This is a genomic window from Anaeromassilibacillus sp. Marseille-P3371, from assembly GCF_900169665.1.
Taxonomy (GTDB): Bacteria; Bacillota; Clostridia; order Oscillospirales; family Acutalibacteraceae; genus Anaeromassilibacillus.
This window is the reverse complement of sequence record NZ_LT835157.1, coordinates 755,568-772,510: the sequence shown is the minus strand read 5'-3', so window position 1 is coordinate 772,510 and position 16,943 is coordinate 755,568. Positions and strand designations below refer to the sequence as shown.

Sequence of the window (16,943 nt, the reverse complement as noted above, 5' to 3'; positions counted from 1 at the left end):
TTCTTTCTGTTTTTCTTTATGCGACTGAAAACCCGATTGAAAATGGTATAATAGGATTGTTATATGTGTAAATCGTTTACCAATTGGAAAACGATTTTGCGCAATTTTTCAACAGTTACCGGGCATAGCACGGGAAATGTGTAGACTGAACAGTAGGAGCGAATGACATGGAAAGAAAAACGTTTTATATCACCACGCCAATCTACTATCCCTCCGGCAAGGCGCATATCGGCCACAGCTATTGCACCGTGGCGAGCGATGCGATTGCACGCTATAAACGTCTACAAGGATATGACGTGATGTTTCTGACGGGCACGGATGAGCACGGCCAGAAGATCGAACTCAAAGCGGCGGAAGCGGGGGTAACCCCGAAGGAATATGTCGACAAAATTGTTGCAGGGTTCCAGAGCCTTTGGAAGCTTTTGAACATCAGCAACGACCGCTTTATCCGTACGACAGATACGTATCATATGCGCGCTGTACAAAAAATATTCCGCGCTTTGTATGAGAAAGGCGCCATCTATAAAGGCAAATATGAAGGATGGTATTGTACGCCCTGCGAGTCCTTCTGGACGGAAACGCAGCTCAAGGACGGCAAATGCCCGGACTGCGGGCGCGAGGTCAAATGGGCGGAAGAGGAGGCCTATTTCTTCCGTCTTTCCGAGTATGGCGACCGTCTGCTCAAACTGTATGAAGAACGTCCAGAGTTTATCCAGCCGGAGAGCCGTAAAAATGAGATGATTAATTTCATTAAGCAGGGTCTGGATGACCTCTGTGTGACGCGCACCAGCTTCTCTTGGGGAATCCCAGTGGATTTCGACCCCGATCATGTGGTCTATGTATGGCTGGATGCGTTGACCAACTATATCACAGCACTTGGCTATGGTTCTGGAAACGATCTGATGTACCGCAAATTTTGGCCGGCTGACGTCCATTTTGTGGGGAAGGAAATCGTGCGTTTCCACACCATTATTTGGCCTGCCATGTTGATGGCGCTGGACCTCCCTCTTCCAAAACAGGTTTACGGACACGGCTGGTTGCTTTTCGGCGATGGCACCAAAATGAGCAAGTCCAAGGGAAATGTCGTAGACCCGCTCATTCTTTGTGACCGGTACGGTGTGGATGCGATTCGTTACTTCCTTCTGCGGGAAATTCCCTTTGGCGCGGACGGAGTTTTTACAAATGAGGCGCTCATCAACCGCATCAATTCCGATCTGGCCAACGATCTTGGAAATCTTCTGTCCCGCACCACTGCAATGGTGGAAAAATATTTCGGCGGTGCGATCCCGCCGGAGCGCTGCGCTTCTGCGCCGGACGGCGAACTGATTACCATGGCCTCCATGTTGCGCGGCAAATGCGACGCCGCGATCGATGGGTATCAATTCTCCAACGCTTTGGCGGAGATCTGGAAGCTGGTCGCCCGCGCCAACAAGTATATCGACGAAACCATGCCGTGGGCATTGGGCAAGGATGCCACAAAGCGTGCGCGTCTTGCAAGCGTTCTGTATAACCTCTGTGAAACGTTGCGCATCATCTCCATTTTGATCGCGCCCTTTATGCCGGAGACTGCCCCGAAGATTCAACAGCAGATCGGCGCTATTCCAGAGGTCCTCACTTATGAGTCTTCTTCCAAGTGGGGCCTGTTGTCTCCGACCGCGGTCGTCACCAAGGGGGAGACTCTGTTCCCGCGCATCGATGTGGACAAGGAGATCGAAGAGTTGAACAAGCTTCTTCCGAATCCCTGCGAACCGGAAAAGAAGCATATCGAAGGTCTCGCGCAGATCGGGATCGATGTATTCGATAAGGTGGAATTGCGTGTAGCAAAGGTAAAAGCCTGTGAGCCGATCAAGCGCGCAAAGAAACTCTTAAAACTTACACTGGACGACGGCGAAGGGGAGCGTGTGGTTGCTTCTGGTATTGCTGCATGGTATAAGCCGGAAGACCTGATCGGCCGCAGTGTTATTTTGGTGGCAAACCTCAAGCCGGCCACTCTTTGTGGAGTAGAAAGCCAAGGCATGATTCTTGCCGCAGACGATGGGGAGGACAGTGTACGGGTAATCTTTGTGGATGGTATTCCAGCCGGTTCCCGGATTCACTGATTTAGAACGATGGACCGTTTGATTTTTGATTCGCACGCGCATTATGATGATGAGGCATTTGATCCAGACCGCGGGGAGATTCTTCGGAATCTCCCCGCGCAGGGTATCTGCCGGATTGTCAACGTAGGCGCAGATTTACAGGGATGCCGTGATGCTGTCGCGTTAGCCGCACAGTATCCCCATATTTATGCAGCTGCGGGTATTCATCCCGAATGCATCAACGATACCTCTCCGGAGGCACTTAACGAAGTGGAAGCGCTGTTGGATGCCCCAAAAGTAGTTGCCGTAGGAGAGATCGGTTTGGATTACCACTTTGCAGATAACGCACCACGGGAGATTCAGCGCGAATGGTTCGCCCGGCAGCTCGACCTTGCAAACCGGAGAGGCCTCCCAGTGATTGTACACGACCGTGATGCGCATGGGGACACCATGGAGCTCCTGCAAAAGTACCGCCCGAAAGGGGTCGTGCACTGCTTTTCTGGCAGTGTAGAAATGGCGCGGGAGGTTGTCCGGCTCGGCATGTATATCGGCCTTGGAGGGGCGGTTACCTTTAAAAACGCACGTGTACCTGTGGAGGTGGCAGCGGATGTTCCGTTGGAGCATCTTTTGCTGGAGACCGACGCCCCTTACATGGCGCCCGTTCCTTTTCGCGGAAAGCGTTGTGATTCTTCTATGATTGCAAAAACTGCAGAACGCATTGCGGAAATCCGTGGAATCCCCGTGGAAGTACTTCTAAAGGCAACCCAGCGCAACGCCGCAAAGCTATTTGGAATCCCGTTGGAGGAGGCATCCACATGAGCGATCTGGACCGTAATGTCGCATATGTGCTTGGACACACCCTATATTTGAATATCACAAATCGTTGCCCATGCGCCTGTGATTTCTGCATCCGAACGCACAGCAAAAGCGTCGGTTCCGGGGATAATCTTTGGCTGGACCGGGAGCCTACGCAGACGGAAATCATGGTTGCGTTATCCCACTATGACTTGAGCCAATATCGAGAGTTGGTCTTTTGCGGGTATGGCGAACCCACTTGCCGCCTGGACGATCTGTTATGGGTTTGCAAAAAGGTTCGTGCCCTGCGGGATATACCCATCCGGGTCAACACCAATGGATTGTCCGATCTCATCAACGGCCGGAATACGGCAAGCTCTTTCCAGGGGCTGGTGGATACGATCTCTGTCAGCCTAAACGCGTCCACGCCGGAGGGGTATGTGGCGCTTTGCCATCCTAAATATGGCCTGGAGGCACTTCCTGCGATCTTAAAATTCACAAAGGAAGTGGTCCAGTACGTTCCGGAGGTCGATATGACGGTAGTGGATAACGGAACACCAAAAGAAGAGCTCTCTGCCTGTGAGGCGCTCTGTAGACAGACCGGCGCTCATTTCCGGGTGCGGCGATATATCACAACTTATGAAGAAGAGGCCAAAAAACCAGACCCACAAATCTCATAGAAGATACCATCGGTCGGGTTCATAGGTTGACCCTTTCTCATTGGAAACATGAAAATGCTGTAGGAGTATGACTCTCCTACAGCATTTTTTGTTGGGCCTTTATCCGGCCTTCTCCTCTTCCTTCTCCTCCTTTGGGAGTGGCTGAGGCATGGTCATGCGCAGTACCAAAACGGTTACATCATCGTCATGCCCATCGGATCGCCTTGCCACCGCTTCTGCCACCAGTTCCTCCGCCAAATCCTGTGGCGAAAGGCCCTGCCACTGTTCCACCGCTTCACAGAGCCAATCATCCCCAGCAGCGAGCGCGCCATCGCTCATCAGAACCACCAGGTCCCCGTCCCCGAGTACGGCATCCATCTTAGCAAAGCGGGCATCGTTTAGAATTCCTATGGGAAGCGAGGGCGCGTCGATCCGTTTGGCTTGTCCCCCCTGTCGTAAAATCGTAATCGGCGCCCCTGCTTTGCGCAATTCTACACAACCGCTGAACAGATCCAACACTGCCACATCAATGGTCGCGAGGGATTCGTCCCCGCTCTTCACCACCAATGCGGAGTTGACAATTTTTAAGGCGGTATCGAACCCGATTCCGGCCTTTACGAGCTGCGAGAAGATGCCGCTCGCCATCGCGCCATCCACTGCAGCCCGTCCGCCCGAACCCATGCCGTCGCTAATCAACGCCACCTGACGTCCGCTTCCGTCATTAAAACATGCATAACTATCTCCGCACAACTGGCCTCCCCCGCATACATGTTGATAGCATCCGGTCTGTACGCGGAATACAGGCCGCTCGCTCATCTGCATTCTGCATTTCCCCTGGGCGGTACTGATACATGGAGTCTCAAACAACCGGCCACATGCGCGGGAAATTTCCTTTACCACTGCACCGCGATTCATGCGCATCCGCTCCACCTGCATGGCCTCGATCTCAATAGACATCCGGTTGAACTGATCTACCCGGCAACTTACCTCGATGGGCGTAACGCCAGCGGAGCGCAGAACCTCGGATACTCCTTGCGCTGCAGCAAAATCAAACCGTTCAAAAAGTTCCATTTCGCTAGCCATATCCTCCAACATCCGGCTGGTCGTTGTAAATTGATTTGCAACCATGTTCCGTACTTGTGCCACGCGGCCCTCTGCCGCTTGGCGCACTGTAAATTGTTCGTAGTTCCGGTTGACACATTCCACCATATCATTCAGGCGGCTACAGTGCGTCGCAAAATGTGGGCTAAAATCAGACCGGTCGATTCGTCCCCGTGTCCGTAGGCGCGAGGTCAAATCATTAAACGCATTCATACTGTCGCCATAGTTGCGTTCCCAACAATAGACCTTCAGACCACAACCCATACATATTTCGTCGATTGCTTTTTTGTATACGCCATTGATGTCCGGTGCGCAGGCCGCGCCCAGCTTCCGGCTGACTTCTTCCACGGATTCGGATACGCCCCCCAGGGCCTTTGCTGCATAATCTAACTTCATAATCACAGAACGGCGTAAACCATCCGAGCGGGAATGATCGTCCCCACTGGAAAATAAACCAACCAATTTGCCGCCGATTTCTTTGGGAAGTGCAATATAAAGAATGGACGCCGCCATCACTTCATACAGGCCGCTGACCACTGCGGCTTGGTTTCCCACCTGTAAGGATGCTACGCCGTTTGCCACTACAAACGCTGCGGCTGAGGCCAAACGTCCGACTGGAGAAAAGACTCCTGCCATCAGACCGCCGAGAGCGTAAGCGCCTGATACATAATTCAGCCCTGTCGTCGCCAGGCTGAACAGGGTTCCTACTGCTATTCCAGAGATTCCACCACCAGCCACACCTCCATAACGTGCTGCAAAGAGGATTCCCAATACCGCTACAATGTGGCCGATGGATATGCTTCCGACGGTCAGATCGGCAAAAGCCAGCAGGAGAATTCCCAAGGACAGGAGCACGCAGGCGATCTCCTGTCCGCTTAATCCGGAAACGCCGCGCCGGNATCTCATCAACGGCCGGAATACGGCAAGCTCTTTCCAGGGGCTGGTGGATACGATCTCTGTCAGCCTAAACGCGTCCACGCCGGAGGGGTATGTGGCGCTTTGCCATCCTAAATATGGCCTGGAGGCACTTCCTGCGATCTTAAAATTCACAAAGGAAGTGGTCCAGTACGTTCCGGAGGTCGATATGACGGTAGTGGATAACGGAACACCAAAAGAAGAGCTCTCTGCCTGTGAGGCGCTCTGTAGACAGACCGGCGCTCATTTCCGGGTGCGGCGATATATCACAACTTATGAAGAAGAGGCCAAAAAACCAGACCCACAAATCTCATAGAAGATACCATCGGTCGGGTTCATAGGTTGACCCTTTCTCATTGGAAACATGAAAATGCTGTAGGAGTATGACTCTCCTACAGCATTTTTTGTTGGGCCTTTATCCGGCCTTCTCCTCTTCCTTCTCCTCCTTTGGGAGTGGCTGAGGCATGGTCATGCGCAGTACCAAAACGGTTACATCATCGTCATGCCCATCGGATCGCCTTGCCACCGCTTCTGCCACCAGTTCCTCCGCCAAATCCTGTGGCGAAAGGCCCTGCCACTGTTCCACCGCTTCACAGAGCCAATCATCCCCAGCAGCGAGCGCGCCATCGCTCATCAGAACCACCAGGTCCCCGTCCCCGAGTACGGCATCCATCTTAGCAAAGCGGGCATCGTTTAGAATTCCTATGGGAAGCGAGGGCGCGTCGATCCGTTTGGCTTGTCCCCCCTGTCGTAAAATCGTAATCGGCGCCCCTGCTTTGCGCAATTCTACACAACCGCTGAACAGATCCAACACTGCCACATCAATGGTCGCGAGGGATTCGTCCCCGCTCTTCACCACCAATGCGGAGTTGACAATTTTTAAGGCGGTATCGAACCCGATTCCGGCCTTTACGAGCTGCGAGAAGATGCCGCTCGCCATCGCGCCATCCACTGCAGCCCGTCCGCCCGAACCCATGCCGTCGCTAATCAACGCCACCTGACGTCCGCTTCCGTCATTAAAACATGCATAACTATCTCCGCACAACTGGCCTCCCCCGCATACATGTTGATAGCATCCGGTCTGTACGCGGAATACAGGCCGCTCGCTCATCTGCATTCTGCATTTCCCCTGGGCGGTACTGATACATGGAGTCTCAAACAACCGGCCACATGCGCGGGAAATTTCCTTTACCACTGCACCGCGATTCATGCGCATCCGCTCCACCTGCATGGCCTCGATCTCAATAGACATCCGGTTGAACTGATCTACCCGGCAACTTACCTCGATGGGCGTAACGCCAGCGGAGCGCAGAACCTCGGATACTCCTTGCGCTGCAGCAAAATCAAACCGTTCAAAAAGTTCCATTTCGCTAGCCATATCCTCCAACATCCGGCTGGTCGTTGTAAATTGATTTGCAACCATGTTCCGTACTTGTGCCACGCGGCCCTCTGCCGCTTGGCGCACTGTAAATTGTTCGTAGTTCCGGTTGACACATTCCACCATATCATTCAGGCGGCTACAGTGCGTCGCAAAATGTGGGCTAAAATCAGACCGGTCGATTCGTCCCCGTGTCCGTAGGCGCGAGGTCAAATCATTAAACGCATTCATACTGTCGCCATAGTTGCGTTCCCAACAATAGACCTTCAGACCACAACCCATACATATTTCGTCGATTGCTTTTTTGTATACGCCATTGATGTCCGGTGCGCAGGCCGCGCCCAGCTTCCGGCTGACTTCTTCCACGGATTCGGATACGCCCCCCAGGGCCTTTGCTGCATAATCTAACTTCATAATCACAGAACGGCGTAAACCATCCGAGCGGGAATGATCGTCCCCACTGGAAAATAAACCAACCAATTTGCCGCCGATTTCTTTGGGAAGTGCAATATAAAGAATGGACGCCGCCATCACTTCATACAGGCCGCTGACCACTGCGGCTTGGTTTCCCACCTGTAAGGATGCTACGCCGTTTGCCACTACAAACGCTGCGGCTGAGGCCAAACGTCCGACTGGAGAAAAGACTCCTGCCATCAGACCGCCGAGAGCGTAAGCGCCTGATACATAATTCAGCCCTGTCGTCGCCAGGCTGAACAGGGTTCCTACTGCTATTCCAGAGATTCCACCACCAGCCACACCTCCATAACGTGCTGCAAAGAGGATTCCCAATACCGCTACAATGTGGCCGATGGATATGCTTCCGACGGTCAGATCGGCAAAAGCCAGCAGGAGAATTCCCAAGGACAGGAGCACGCAGGCGATCTCCTGTCCGCTTAATCCGGAAACGCCGCGCCGGGAACCAAGCGCAGCGCCCGCATGTGCTAAAAAATAGGCGGCCCCCCCCGCCAATAAAGATTCCGCCACATACATTGCAGTGCCAGAGGCGGTGGACCCATTGACAAATGCCAACGCCAGCCCTGTACACAGCATGGGCAAAAAGGCCGTCATAGGAGCGAAGATGGGATGCTGCCGCACACGAACTAAATCATTCATCGTCCAACGAATGGCCGCAGCAGCAAGAATCGCAGCGATATAATGGACAGGCACCGATACTTGCGACGGCAAAAGGTAACCGATTGCGCATCCCAAAACCGTACTCCACATAGAGTGATAAGGCATGGCCGCCACGGCGGCCACTCCAAAGGGCGCATATTTTCCAAATACAACACCGCGCGCACAGAGCAGCCCAACCAAAAAGAACACCGCCTGCCGCGCAACAGCTCGGAAACCTGGTAACAGAGCCGCCAACCAGTTTTCCAGATCTGCACGCCGACTGGATACCGGCGGCGCTTGTCCCTCCGGGACCTGTACTGCCACTTTTTCCTTTGCCATTCCCATCGCTCTCCTTCTATGATTTTGTGCATGTCCACCCTTTGGGGAGGGCATCCATCAAGGCCATCGAAAAGGGTTTACGGGAACATTATACAATAAGTATATGGAAACTTTTGTCATAACGTAGTGTAATATTTTGGAAGCTCTCGTCGCAGTATCTTCCTTCCAAGGTAGTTTTTAAACGGACGATCTGTTATTTTGCGCGGCGTCTTGTTTTGCTTTCTCTGTTTTTCGACGCATAATCCTCGATTCCAGAGTTTTGTCCCTAACCTTTTGATGTAGAATCGCATTCATTTTCTACCCTATACAGAGTCGTGTGTAAACATACCTGCAAAAGACCTTATGAAAATTAGAGAAGCCCTTTCTCACAGTGAGAATGCTTTTCAATTCAGAAATATATCGTGTGGGAATCATGTCTTACTTCCCTTCCTTCCGTATTCCGCAAAATCATCCCCATCTTCCCCTATCCGTCAATTATTCTGCCATGTTCCGTTCTTCTCTTCCTGTTAGGTAGATACCCTGTCGGTCACCGTTACAGAATCTTGCGTAAACATACCTGTAAGAGACCTTATGAAAATTAGAGAAGCCCTTTCTCACCATGAGAATGCTTTTCGATTCAGAAATATATCGTGTGGGAATCATGTCTTGCTTCGCTTCCTTTCCTATTCTGCAAAACCATCCCCATCTTCCCCTATCCGTCAATTTTTCTACCATGTTCCGTTCTTCCTTTCCTGTTAACCAGATACCCTGTCGGTCACCTTTACGGAATCATGTGTAAACATCCCTGCAAAAGACTTTATGAAAATTAGAGAAGCCCTTTCTCACAATGAGAATGCTTTTCGATTCAGAAATATATCGTGTGGGAATCATGTCTTGCTTTGCTTCCTTCCATATTCTGCAAAACCATCCCCATCTTCCCCTATCCGTCAATTTTTCTGCCATGTTCCGTTCTTCCCTTCCTGTTAGCCAGATACCCTGTCGGTCACCTTCCGTCAAGCCGGCGGATACTTTCCCACATACTGGTCTTGGAGGAAAACGCCTTGGCATGCGCTGGACGTTATGCGTAAAATGTGGTAAACTGAACAGGAATTCATCAAATGAAAGGAACTTGCTTCATGGAATACAAAATTTCCGACCGCGTGCAGACTCTCAAGCCGTCTGCGATCCGCGAAATCTTCAAGTATGCGGCGGACCCGACTGTGGTTTCCCTCTCCGCTGGCAATCCTGCCCCCGAAGCCTTCCCGGCCAAGGAAATCGCCGAAATTTCTTCCCGCATGATGGCAGAACACCCTGTGGATGCCTTGCAGTACGGATTGACCGAAGGGTATCTACCGCTACGCCAACATCTGGCCGCTTATATGAAGGAGAAACATCAAGTCGGACGTGACTTTGACGATATTCTCATCACCTCCGGCGCGCAACAGGTGATGGACCTGACCACAAAATCCCTTTGCAACGAAGGCGATGTGGTGATCTGTGAGGCGCCGAGCTTTATCGGCTCCCTGAATACCTTCCGTTCCTATAACGCCCGGCTGCGCGGTATTCCCATGGAGTCCGACGGCATGGATATGAACGAGCTGGAACGCGCCCTCAAAGAAGAACCTCGTGCAAAATTTATCTATACGATCCCAAATTTCCAGAATCCCTCGGGAATCACCATGAGTTTTGAAAAACGCAAACAGCTCTATGCCTTGGCGAAACAATACGGGGTGTTGATTTTGGAGGACAATCCCTATGGCGACATCCGCATCAAAGGAGAGTCCATTCCATGTATCAAATCCATGGATGAGGATGGAATCGTGATCTATGCGGGTACCTTCAGCAAGGTGATTTCTCCTGGTATGCGCGTTGGATATGCCATTGCGCCGAAGGCCCTTCTGCAAAAACTGGTGGTATGCAAGCAGGGTGCAGATGTTCATACCTCTATGTGGGGCCAAATCGTCTGCCACGAGTTCATGACCAAGTACGATTATGAGGCACATCTCGCCCGCCTGCGCGAGCTTTACGATGTGAAATCTGCATTAGCCCTGCGTAAGATGGACGAATGTCTGGTTCCGAATAAAATCACTTACAACCCGTTCGAAGGCGGCCTGTTCCTGTGGTGCACCCTGCCGGCCGGGGTTGATATGCCTGCGTTCTGTAAGGAAGCGGTGTTGCGCAAAGTCTGTGTGGTTCCAGGCAACGCTTTCCTGACCGATGAGAGCGAACCTTGTCAAAGCTTCCGCATTAATTATTCCACCCCGACCAACGAGCAGTTGGTCAAGGGGATTGAGATTCTTGGCCAGCTCGCCAAGGACATCCTGTAAGGAGGGGTTCCCATGGATAATCAACCGATTGAGCGCAAAAAAGTCATATTCAGTGCCATTCAGCCCAGCGGCACCATCACATTGGGCAATTATCTGGGTGCATTGAAAAATTGGGTTGCCCTTCAGGATGAATTTGATTGTATCTTTGCCCTAGCCGACCTGCATACCATCACCGTACGGCAGGAGCCTGCAAAGTTTCGCCGCAACATTATGGAGGCCTATGCCCTACTGCTGGCCTGTGGAATTGATGTGGGCAAAAGTCTGTTCTTCATGCAGAGCCATGTCCACACCCACGCGGAGTTGGCATGGATTCTAAACTGCTATACACAGTTCGGCGAACTCTCGCGTATGACACAGTTCAAGGATAAATCCGCCAAGCATGCGGACAACATCAATGCGGGCTTGTTCACCTATCCCGCTCTGATGGCGGCAGACATTCTTCTTTATCAAGCCGACCTTGTCCCGGTTGGGGCCGATCAGAAACAGCATTTGGAGCTGACCCGCAACATTGCAGAACGCTTTAATGGTTTGTACAGCCCTACCTTTGTTGTTCCGGACCCATACATCCCTAAAAATGGTGCACGGGTCATGTCCTTACAGGACCCAACCAAGAAGATGAGTAAGTCTGACGAGAATGCCAATGGTTGTATTGCACTGTTGGATAAGCCGGAGGACATCATGCGCAAATTTAAACGTGCAGTTACAGACAGCGACGCCTGTGTGCGTTACGCAGAAGGTAAGGACGGCGTAAACAATCTGATGGGTATTTATTCTGCTGTGACTGGCCGGACCTTCGAAGAGATTGAGCATGAATTCGAGGGCAAGGGTTATGGCGATTTCAAGGCGGCTGTTGGAGAAGCCGTAGTAGAGCATTTGCGCCCCATCCAAGAACGGTATGCTGACTACAGCAAAAACAAGGATTATCTGGAGCAGTGTTACCGCGCGAGTGCAGAAAAGGCATTGGCCATTTCTCAGCGCACGTTGCGTAAGGTGATGAAAAAAATCGGTTACATTCTATGATCTCCAGGACGGATACGGCTTTTTAAGGCGGTTTTTGCCTATTCCTCCATTGGGGAGGGGGAATCCTCTCTGAAATGTCCGGGAGTTTTGGATTCCTAGGGGGCATTCCCGGCAAAGCCACGGATTTGATAAATTCTGATAAGAGATTCATACCGGCAAACCTTCTCAAGAGGTACGGTTTTCTTCGATTTTCATTTGCTGTCTCACAGCCTATAAACGGGCGCCTTATGTACCGATGGTGTTGTGGATAGGTTGCTGTTTATTTCCCGCTTTACTTATAAGCGAAAGCGATCCCACTTTACCCAATAGAGCTGCAAGTTTGCACTTTGCTCAGATGCACAATAGAAAACGAGGGTATCCAAAAGTCATTTCATGACTTTTGGATACCCTCGTTTTTTTAGAAACGCAGATATTTTTTCAAACAGAAAGAGGATACCCTTTCCTATGAATCGAAAGATCCGTAGTTTTGGGACACCCTCTTTGATTGGTTAGGGCCTCAGCAGAGGCGGTGGAGGCACCCTATAAAAGCTTTCGCTTCAAGCATCGAGCAAAGCAAGCTGCTAACAAAAATCTTTCGATGATAGAAAATTGCTGTTAGAACGGTGATTGCCCGTTTACGGGCTGTAGGCAAGTGACGTAAGCGGAATAAAGTTCCGTGCATCCCCTGGGACGCTTGTCAGTAATAGCCCCTTATAGAGTCTCCTTATCTCCCCTCCTTAGCCGGTGGGGGTTGACTCTTTTCAGCTTTCGAACTTCAAAATCTGGGCGTTTAGTAATTCCCGGAAGGTATCATTGTGACGCCACTGTCCCTGTGCATCGCGGTATTTAACCGGCGTATAATAGCGGTTTTCCTTTTGCTGCCGCAAAAAGGTGAGCGCCTCCTCCTTTCGCCCCATCTTTACCATCCCATCCGCCGCCTTGATGGCATACATCGCGCGGTATGGCTCCAGACGGTATGCCTCCAAATAATGCGAAATGGCTGCTTCCAACTTTCCCAAATGTTCTTCCGCCGCAGCCAAGTCGGACACAATACAAGCGCGGCCGGCAGCCGCCCCATTCACCGGAATTCCTTCTTCATAAACGGTTCGATGCGGCAGCTCTTGCCACCCCGCTGTAGCCAAGTACGCAGTAGCTGCTTTCTCCGTCTCCTTTGCATATCGATTTCCTAAGAAGCTATAGGCGCGGGTCACAAGAAAAAGCTGCTTGGGTGTGGTGGGCGTCCCACAGAGCTCAACAACCTTGTGTAGGATCTTTGACCGGTCTCCCAACTGCTCGGCAAGTGTACGGGCTTCCGCTTCCCGCTCGTATGGATGAGGAACAGTTCCCCCAATCATATGGAACAGTGCAGCAGCCAATTCTGTTTGACGAATGGTTCCATTCGGCATGGCATTCCCTTCTTTCAAAAATCATACATCTCTTTCTTTTCACTCGGATCGCTGTCTTTTACAATCGGTTTAACCGAGAACTCGCTGAACCACTTCCGCCCGCAAGCCATCGCGTTGAGACTGGCTCAGCCGCCGGCCACAGGCCAAGGTCAAAGTCGCGGGTTGTAGTTCCATCAGAAGGGCGTCTACTTTCTCCACCCCAACACCGGAAATCAGGCCGGCGGAGATGCCAAAGCGCACCCGATAGAGCAGATCGGGTAACTCTGCTTCCCCCAACATTTTCGCGCTCTGGAGCACACCAAGCGCTCGGCTGACTGCATCCTGCATCTCCAATTTCTCTGCGAGAGACAGGCGTGCGGTGCGTTCCTGCACGAAAAGCTGTTGCGCAATGCTCTTGAGGTTTCGCAGGGCCTCCTCTTCACTCAATCCCAAGGTTAAACGGTTGGATAACAGATAGCGTGAGGTCTCTTCTTCCTCGCTAGAAGGGTCAAACGGCTCCTCCTCCAAAATCAGTCCCAGCTTCGCCAAGCCTGCTGCAATCCGCCCGATGGAACCACTCTCATGCAGTGCTGGGAGGTGCAGCAGAACGGAAGCCCGCATACCTGTTCCAAGGTTGGCTGGGTCCTGTGTCAGATACCCCAACTTCGGATCAAATGCAAAATGCAGCGCTTTATCCAGAATGGTATCCAGCCGGTCTGCTTCTGCATAGGCCCCTTCGAGGTCCATCCCAGCCCGGAACACTTGAATCCGCAGATGATCCTCATCATTGATTAATAGTGAGAGACCCTCATCCTGTGTGACCAAGATTCCTCCGATGCGGTCCGCGGGAAAATCCGGACGCACCAACCGCCGCTCTGCCAAAGAAAGGCTGTCGGTCCGGCCGATTTCGTCCATGCGCAGATAAGAAAACGAGTGCCCCACTGCGGCATTTTCATTTGTCACCGCTTCATAGACCATCTGTTCCACTTGTTGCCGTCCCGCGGCATTCATTCGCTTGGGATACGGATACCCCGGCAAACTGCGTGCCAGACGGACCCGCGTGCTGATGACGACATCGTTCTGTTCACCAACCTCCTGATACCACTTATGCATGGCGGTCGCCTCCCTCTTCCAACGCCTTGATCTGATCGCGAAGGGCGGCGGCGTATTCAAAGTTTTGCGTGTCAATCGCTTCCCGCAGAGCGCGGCGTTTTACCACCAGCTGGCTGCTCTGCCTCGGTTGTGGCAGATTGGCGCCGGGCGCCTTTCCCCGATGAATGGCTTCTCCATGAATACGCTCAATCATTGGCTTCAAACGGTCGGAAAACGTGTGGTAGCATTCCGCACATCCCGCCCGGCCATTGCGCACAATGTCGTCAAATGAGGCCCCGCACACAGGACAATGGACGTCGACCACAACCCGCACATGTGTGGGTACTCTCTTCTTTTCTTCTTCCTGGCGATGTGGTGTCATAAGTATTCCTCCAATCAACAGGATTTGCATCCTTTTCACGCTAGCCGCGTTTACTTGGCTTTTGTGCCTGTTCTTCATCTATATACGTTTGTGTAAAGGATTATTTATCAAAGAGCGTTTCCTCCCTCAATTTGGTTGTAACACCTTTTGCCCCCGCGCAATATACTATACTGTAATTCGAAAGGAGGCAAACAATTATGTGTAACAACAACTTCTTAGGCGGCTGCGGGTGCTCTTGGATCATCATCCTCATCATCATTCTCCTGTGCTGCTGCGGTGGCAGCGGCTACGGCTATGGCAACAACAGTGGTTGCGGCTGTGGCTGCGACAACAACTGCGGCTGCGGCTGCTAATTCCCGCGCGAAAAGGGGCTGCCTTTCGCAGCCCCTTTTCCTCTTGCCCACTTAGGACAAGCCTTTCATTTGTTTTGCTGCTCTTTCGCCTGCATCAGGGCGTTCGCCAATTGATCGGGACAGGACGTCGGCTTAAACCCACAACGAATTCCTTTACACCGTGCAATAACGTCGTCCACCTTCATCCCCGCAATCAAAGCGCCGATTCCTTTGAGGTTCCCGTTGCATCCGCCGACAAATTTTGCCGACTTTACAACGTCCCCGTCAAGCTCGAGCAAAATCTCCGATGAACATACACCGCGCGTTTTATAGCGATACTCCATTCTATAAAGCCTCCTCATATATCGAACCTATTCCGTCCGCCATCTTTTCAATAAGGCGAGTTGATCGTCCGGTGTCGTACAAGACCCCAAGGGATGCATCACTTTGCTGTACATCCCATGAAAATCCGTACCACCTGTCATAAGTAAGTGATAGTGCGCAGCAATCTGTTGGAAACGCTGTTCCTCTCCCTCTCGATTGCGCGTATGCCAGACCTCTACTCCTTCAATTTCGTGGTCATGTGCCAATTGCTCTAAAAGATCATAGCTATCATACACGCCCGGATGGGCCAGGACGGCAATCCCCCCTGCATCGTGAATCTGGGCAATTACATCATGTACATCTGGATACTCCGTCTTACAGTAGGCAAAGCCAGTCCGCGGCCGAAATAGTTTCTGATAGACCGCACCATAAAAGGAATCCGCATAACCTGCATCGATCAACGCATGCATGATGTGTTGTTTAAAAATATTGCTACTGCCATGGGCCCGCTGCACCACCATCTCCATGGTAATTGGGTATAAGCGCATCACCTTTTGCAGAGAAACACTGACTGACTTTCGCCGGCTTTCCCCGATCTTTTTGCACAATCCCTCCAAGCGATGCACTCGGACATTTCCATAGCACAAAATGTGCGCTTTACGGCCCGTAGCTGGGTCCATACAGGAAAACTCTGCTCCGGGCAACACGTCCATTCCGATGCGATCCCCATAACTTTTTGCACGCAAGGCGCCGGAAAATGTGTCATGATCCGTCACGGCAATGGCAGAAAGGCCGGAACGTTTAGCCAGCTGAACCAGCTCGTCTATCCCTACAGAACCGTCGGACATCTTTGTATGACAATGCAAATCTGCTGGCACACGATCACCCCATCCATTTAGCCAGCGGTTTGATTCTATGAACTTCTTTTGAGAATATTTCCATCCTTATTATAAGCGATTCATCCTCATAAAACAAGCGGCACAATGGCTCAATCTTCCAAAGGCTGTTCGAGAAATTTTTCCGGCAGAAAGGTTCGGATATCTATGATCCATAGGAACAAGTCACAAAGCCAGACAATCGCCGAAACCACCAGCAAAACGGAAGCGTTCACCCGGAACAAGCCGGTAAATGGAGCAATATACAACAACAAAAATGGCAATGCCACATAGGCAATGGTTTGGAAGGACTCCAACCGGCTGTTAATACGGTTGAATTCAAACACCATGAATACAGCGCCAAACACCATCAGCCCCGGCGCAAGAAACAAGATGATCACCAGCCACGACCAATTCAAAAAGAATGGAATCCCCAGCATAATGTCTCCCACGGAAACCACAATTGTAAAGGCACCAAACGCGATTGCCGTGGTCACAAACGACAGGAATAAGCAGCACGCCAGTTTTGCCCGGAAGATTTGCCGGACTTTCAACGGCGTAAGCAAAAGGGTTTCTATGGTACTGCGTTCTTTTTCCCCCACAAAAATGCAAGAGGCGGATACAGCAGAGGCCATTAAGGGAATCATCAAAAAGAAGAGTGAAAACAATGTATTGGTCAAGAGATCGAAAAGCCCCTGCTGTGCAGTATATCCCTCTAGCTTTGGCGGTAGAATGGAGAGCATTTCCTGTATTCCGGGCGCTTGTTCCAGCGGCACCAGACAAACGGCTCCAAGGAAAAGCGCTGGTACTACGATTACCAGGCCGATCGGTACTGCAATCAAAGTAGCTCGTGCCATTTTGGAGCTCCAT

The 16,943-nt window shown here is 51.5% G+C and carries 15 protein-coding genes; 7 read left to right on the top strand and 8 right to left on the bottom strand.

All coding sequences use genetic code 11. The annotated features are described in order from the left end of the window. Positions 1 to 167 precede the first annotated feature (167 nt). Genes metG through B9Y59_RS02295 form a run of 3 tightly spaced genes read left to right on the top strand, consistent with a single transcriptional unit; the run spans position 168 to position 3,553 of the window. A complete protein-coding gene (gene metG, locus B9Y59_RS02305) occupies positions 168 to 2,099 on the top strand; it encodes a methionine--tRNA ligase (RefSeq protein ID WP_054323497.1) in 1,932 nt (643 codons plus the stop codon). A 9-nt stretch (positions 2,100 to 2,108) separates the two neighbouring features. After that, the gene (locus B9Y59_RS02300) at positions 2,109 to 2,897 is read left to right on the top strand and encodes a TatD family hydrolase (protein WP_085531572.1); all 789 of its coding nucleotides are present in this window, start codon (positions 2,109 to 2,111) and stop codon (positions 2,895 to 2,897) included. Continuing rightward, complete coding sequence (locus B9Y59_RS02295; RefSeq protein WP_054323496.1) at positions 2,894 to 3,553, top strand: TatD family nuclease-associated radical SAM protein; 660 nt, start codon at positions 2,894 to 2,896, stop codon at positions 3,551 to 3,553. Before B9Y59_RS02300 ends, B9Y59_RS02295 begins: the two co-directional genes overlap by 4 nt. 99 nt (positions 3,554 to 3,652) lie before the next feature. Here the strand turns inward: B9Y59_RS02295 and B9Y59_RS02290 are convergent, their stop codons facing one another. After that, positions 3,653 to 5,488 carry a SpoIIE family protein phosphatase gene (locus B9Y59_RS02290; protein ID WP_242967190.1) on the bottom strand — a complete coding sequence of 612 codons (1,836 nt, stop codon included), beginning with the start codon at positions 5,486 to 5,488 and terminating at the stop codon, positions 3,653 to 3,655. An 88-nt stretch (positions 5,489 to 5,576) separates the two neighbouring features. Here B9Y59_RS02290 and B9Y59_RS02285 point away from each other — a divergent pair, with 88 nt between their 5' ends. Beyond that, positions 5,577 to 5,864 carry a hypothetical protein gene (locus B9Y59_RS02285; protein WP_143255212.1) on the top strand — a complete coding sequence of 96 codons (288 nt, stop codon included), beginning with the start codon at positions 5,577 to 5,579 and terminating at the stop codon, positions 5,862 to 5,864. Positions 5,865 to 5,963: 99 nt separating this feature from the next. Here B9Y59_RS02285 and B9Y59_RS02280 read toward each other — a convergent pair whose 3' ends face one another. After that, the gene (locus B9Y59_RS02280; protein WP_085531568.1) at positions 5,964 to 8,378 is read right to left on the bottom strand and encodes a SpoIIE family protein phosphatase; all 2,415 of its coding nucleotides are present in this window, start codon (positions 8,376 to 8,378) and stop codon (positions 5,964 to 5,966) included. 1,115 nt (positions 8,379 to 9,493) lie between these two features. On the opposite strand from B9Y59_RS02280, the gene B9Y59_RS02270 reads away from it, so the two are divergent. Further along, positions 9,494 to 10,684 carry an aminotransferase-like domain-containing protein gene (locus B9Y59_RS02270; RefSeq protein WP_054323584.1) on the top strand — a complete coding sequence of 397 codons (1,191 nt, stop codon included), beginning with the start codon at positions 9,494 to 9,496 and terminating at the stop codon, positions 10,682 to 10,684. Between the two features lie 12 nt (positions 10,685 to 10,696). Continuing rightward, on the top strand, positions 10,697 to 11,704 hold the full coding sequence (trpS, locus tag B9Y59_RS02265; protein ID WP_085531564.1) for a tryptophan--tRNA ligase: 1,008 nt from the start codon (positions 10,697 to 10,699) through the stop codon (positions 11,702 to 11,704). A 740-nt stretch (positions 11,705 to 12,444) separates the two neighbouring features. Here trpS and B9Y59_RS02260 read toward each other — a convergent pair. The 3 genes from B9Y59_RS02260 to B9Y59_RS02250 all read right to left on the bottom strand — a co-directional run bounded on the left by B9Y59_RS02260 (position 12,445) and on the right by B9Y59_RS02250 (position 14,542). Next, positions 12,445 to 13,089 (bottom strand): tetratricopeptide repeat protein, encoded by a 645-nt coding sequence (locus B9Y59_RS02260; RefSeq protein ID WP_054323493.1) that lies wholly within the window; start codon positions 13,087 to 13,089, stop codon positions 12,445 to 12,447. Positions 13,090 to 13,158: 69 nt separating this feature from the next. Next, positions 13,159 to 14,181: a hypothetical protein gene (locus tag B9Y59_RS02255; protein WP_054323492.1), complete on the bottom strand. Its 1,023-nt coding sequence runs from the start codon at positions 14,179 to 14,181 to the stop codon at positions 13,159 to 13,161. Next, entirely contained in the window at positions 14,174 to 14,542 is a 369-nt protein-coding gene (locus tag B9Y59_RS02250) for a UvrB/UvrC motif-containing protein (RefSeq protein ID WP_054323491.1), read from the bottom strand. Before B9Y59_RS02250 ends, B9Y59_RS02255 begins: the two co-directional genes overlap by 8 nt. Before the next feature lie 197 nt (positions 14,543 to 14,739). Between B9Y59_RS02250 and B9Y59_RS15965 the strand changes: the two genes are divergently transcribed. Beyond that, positions 14,740 to 14,895: a hypothetical protein gene (locus tag B9Y59_RS15965; protein ID WP_162838195.1), complete on the top strand. Its 156-nt coding sequence runs from the start codon at positions 14,740 to 14,742 to the stop codon at positions 14,893 to 14,895. Positions 14,896 to 14,960: 65 nt separating this feature from the next. On the opposite strand, the gene B9Y59_RS02245 is transcribed toward B9Y59_RS15965, so the two are convergent. The 3 genes from B9Y59_RS02245 to B9Y59_RS02235 all read right to left on the bottom strand — a co-directional run bounded on the left by B9Y59_RS02245 (position 14,961) and on the right by B9Y59_RS02235 (position 16,930). Continuing rightward, positions 14,961 to 15,218: a TIGR03905 family TSCPD domain-containing protein gene (locus B9Y59_RS02245; protein ID WP_054323490.1), complete on the bottom strand. Its 258-nt coding sequence runs from the start codon at positions 15,216 to 15,218 to the stop codon at positions 14,961 to 14,963. A 27-nt stretch (positions 15,219 to 15,245) separates the two neighbouring features. Further along, positions 15,246 to 16,076 carry a PHP domain-containing protein gene (locus B9Y59_RS02240; RefSeq protein WP_054323489.1) on the bottom strand — a complete coding sequence of 277 codons (831 nt, stop codon included), beginning with the start codon at positions 16,074 to 16,076 and terminating at the stop codon, positions 15,246 to 15,248. A 110-nt stretch (positions 16,077 to 16,186) separates the two neighbouring features. Beyond that, on the bottom strand, positions 16,187 to 16,930 hold the full coding sequence (locus B9Y59_RS02235; RefSeq protein ID WP_158088921.1) for an ABC transporter permease: 744 nt from the start codon (positions 16,928 to 16,930) through the stop codon (positions 16,187 to 16,189). Positions 16,931 to 16,943 lie beyond the last annotated feature (13 nt).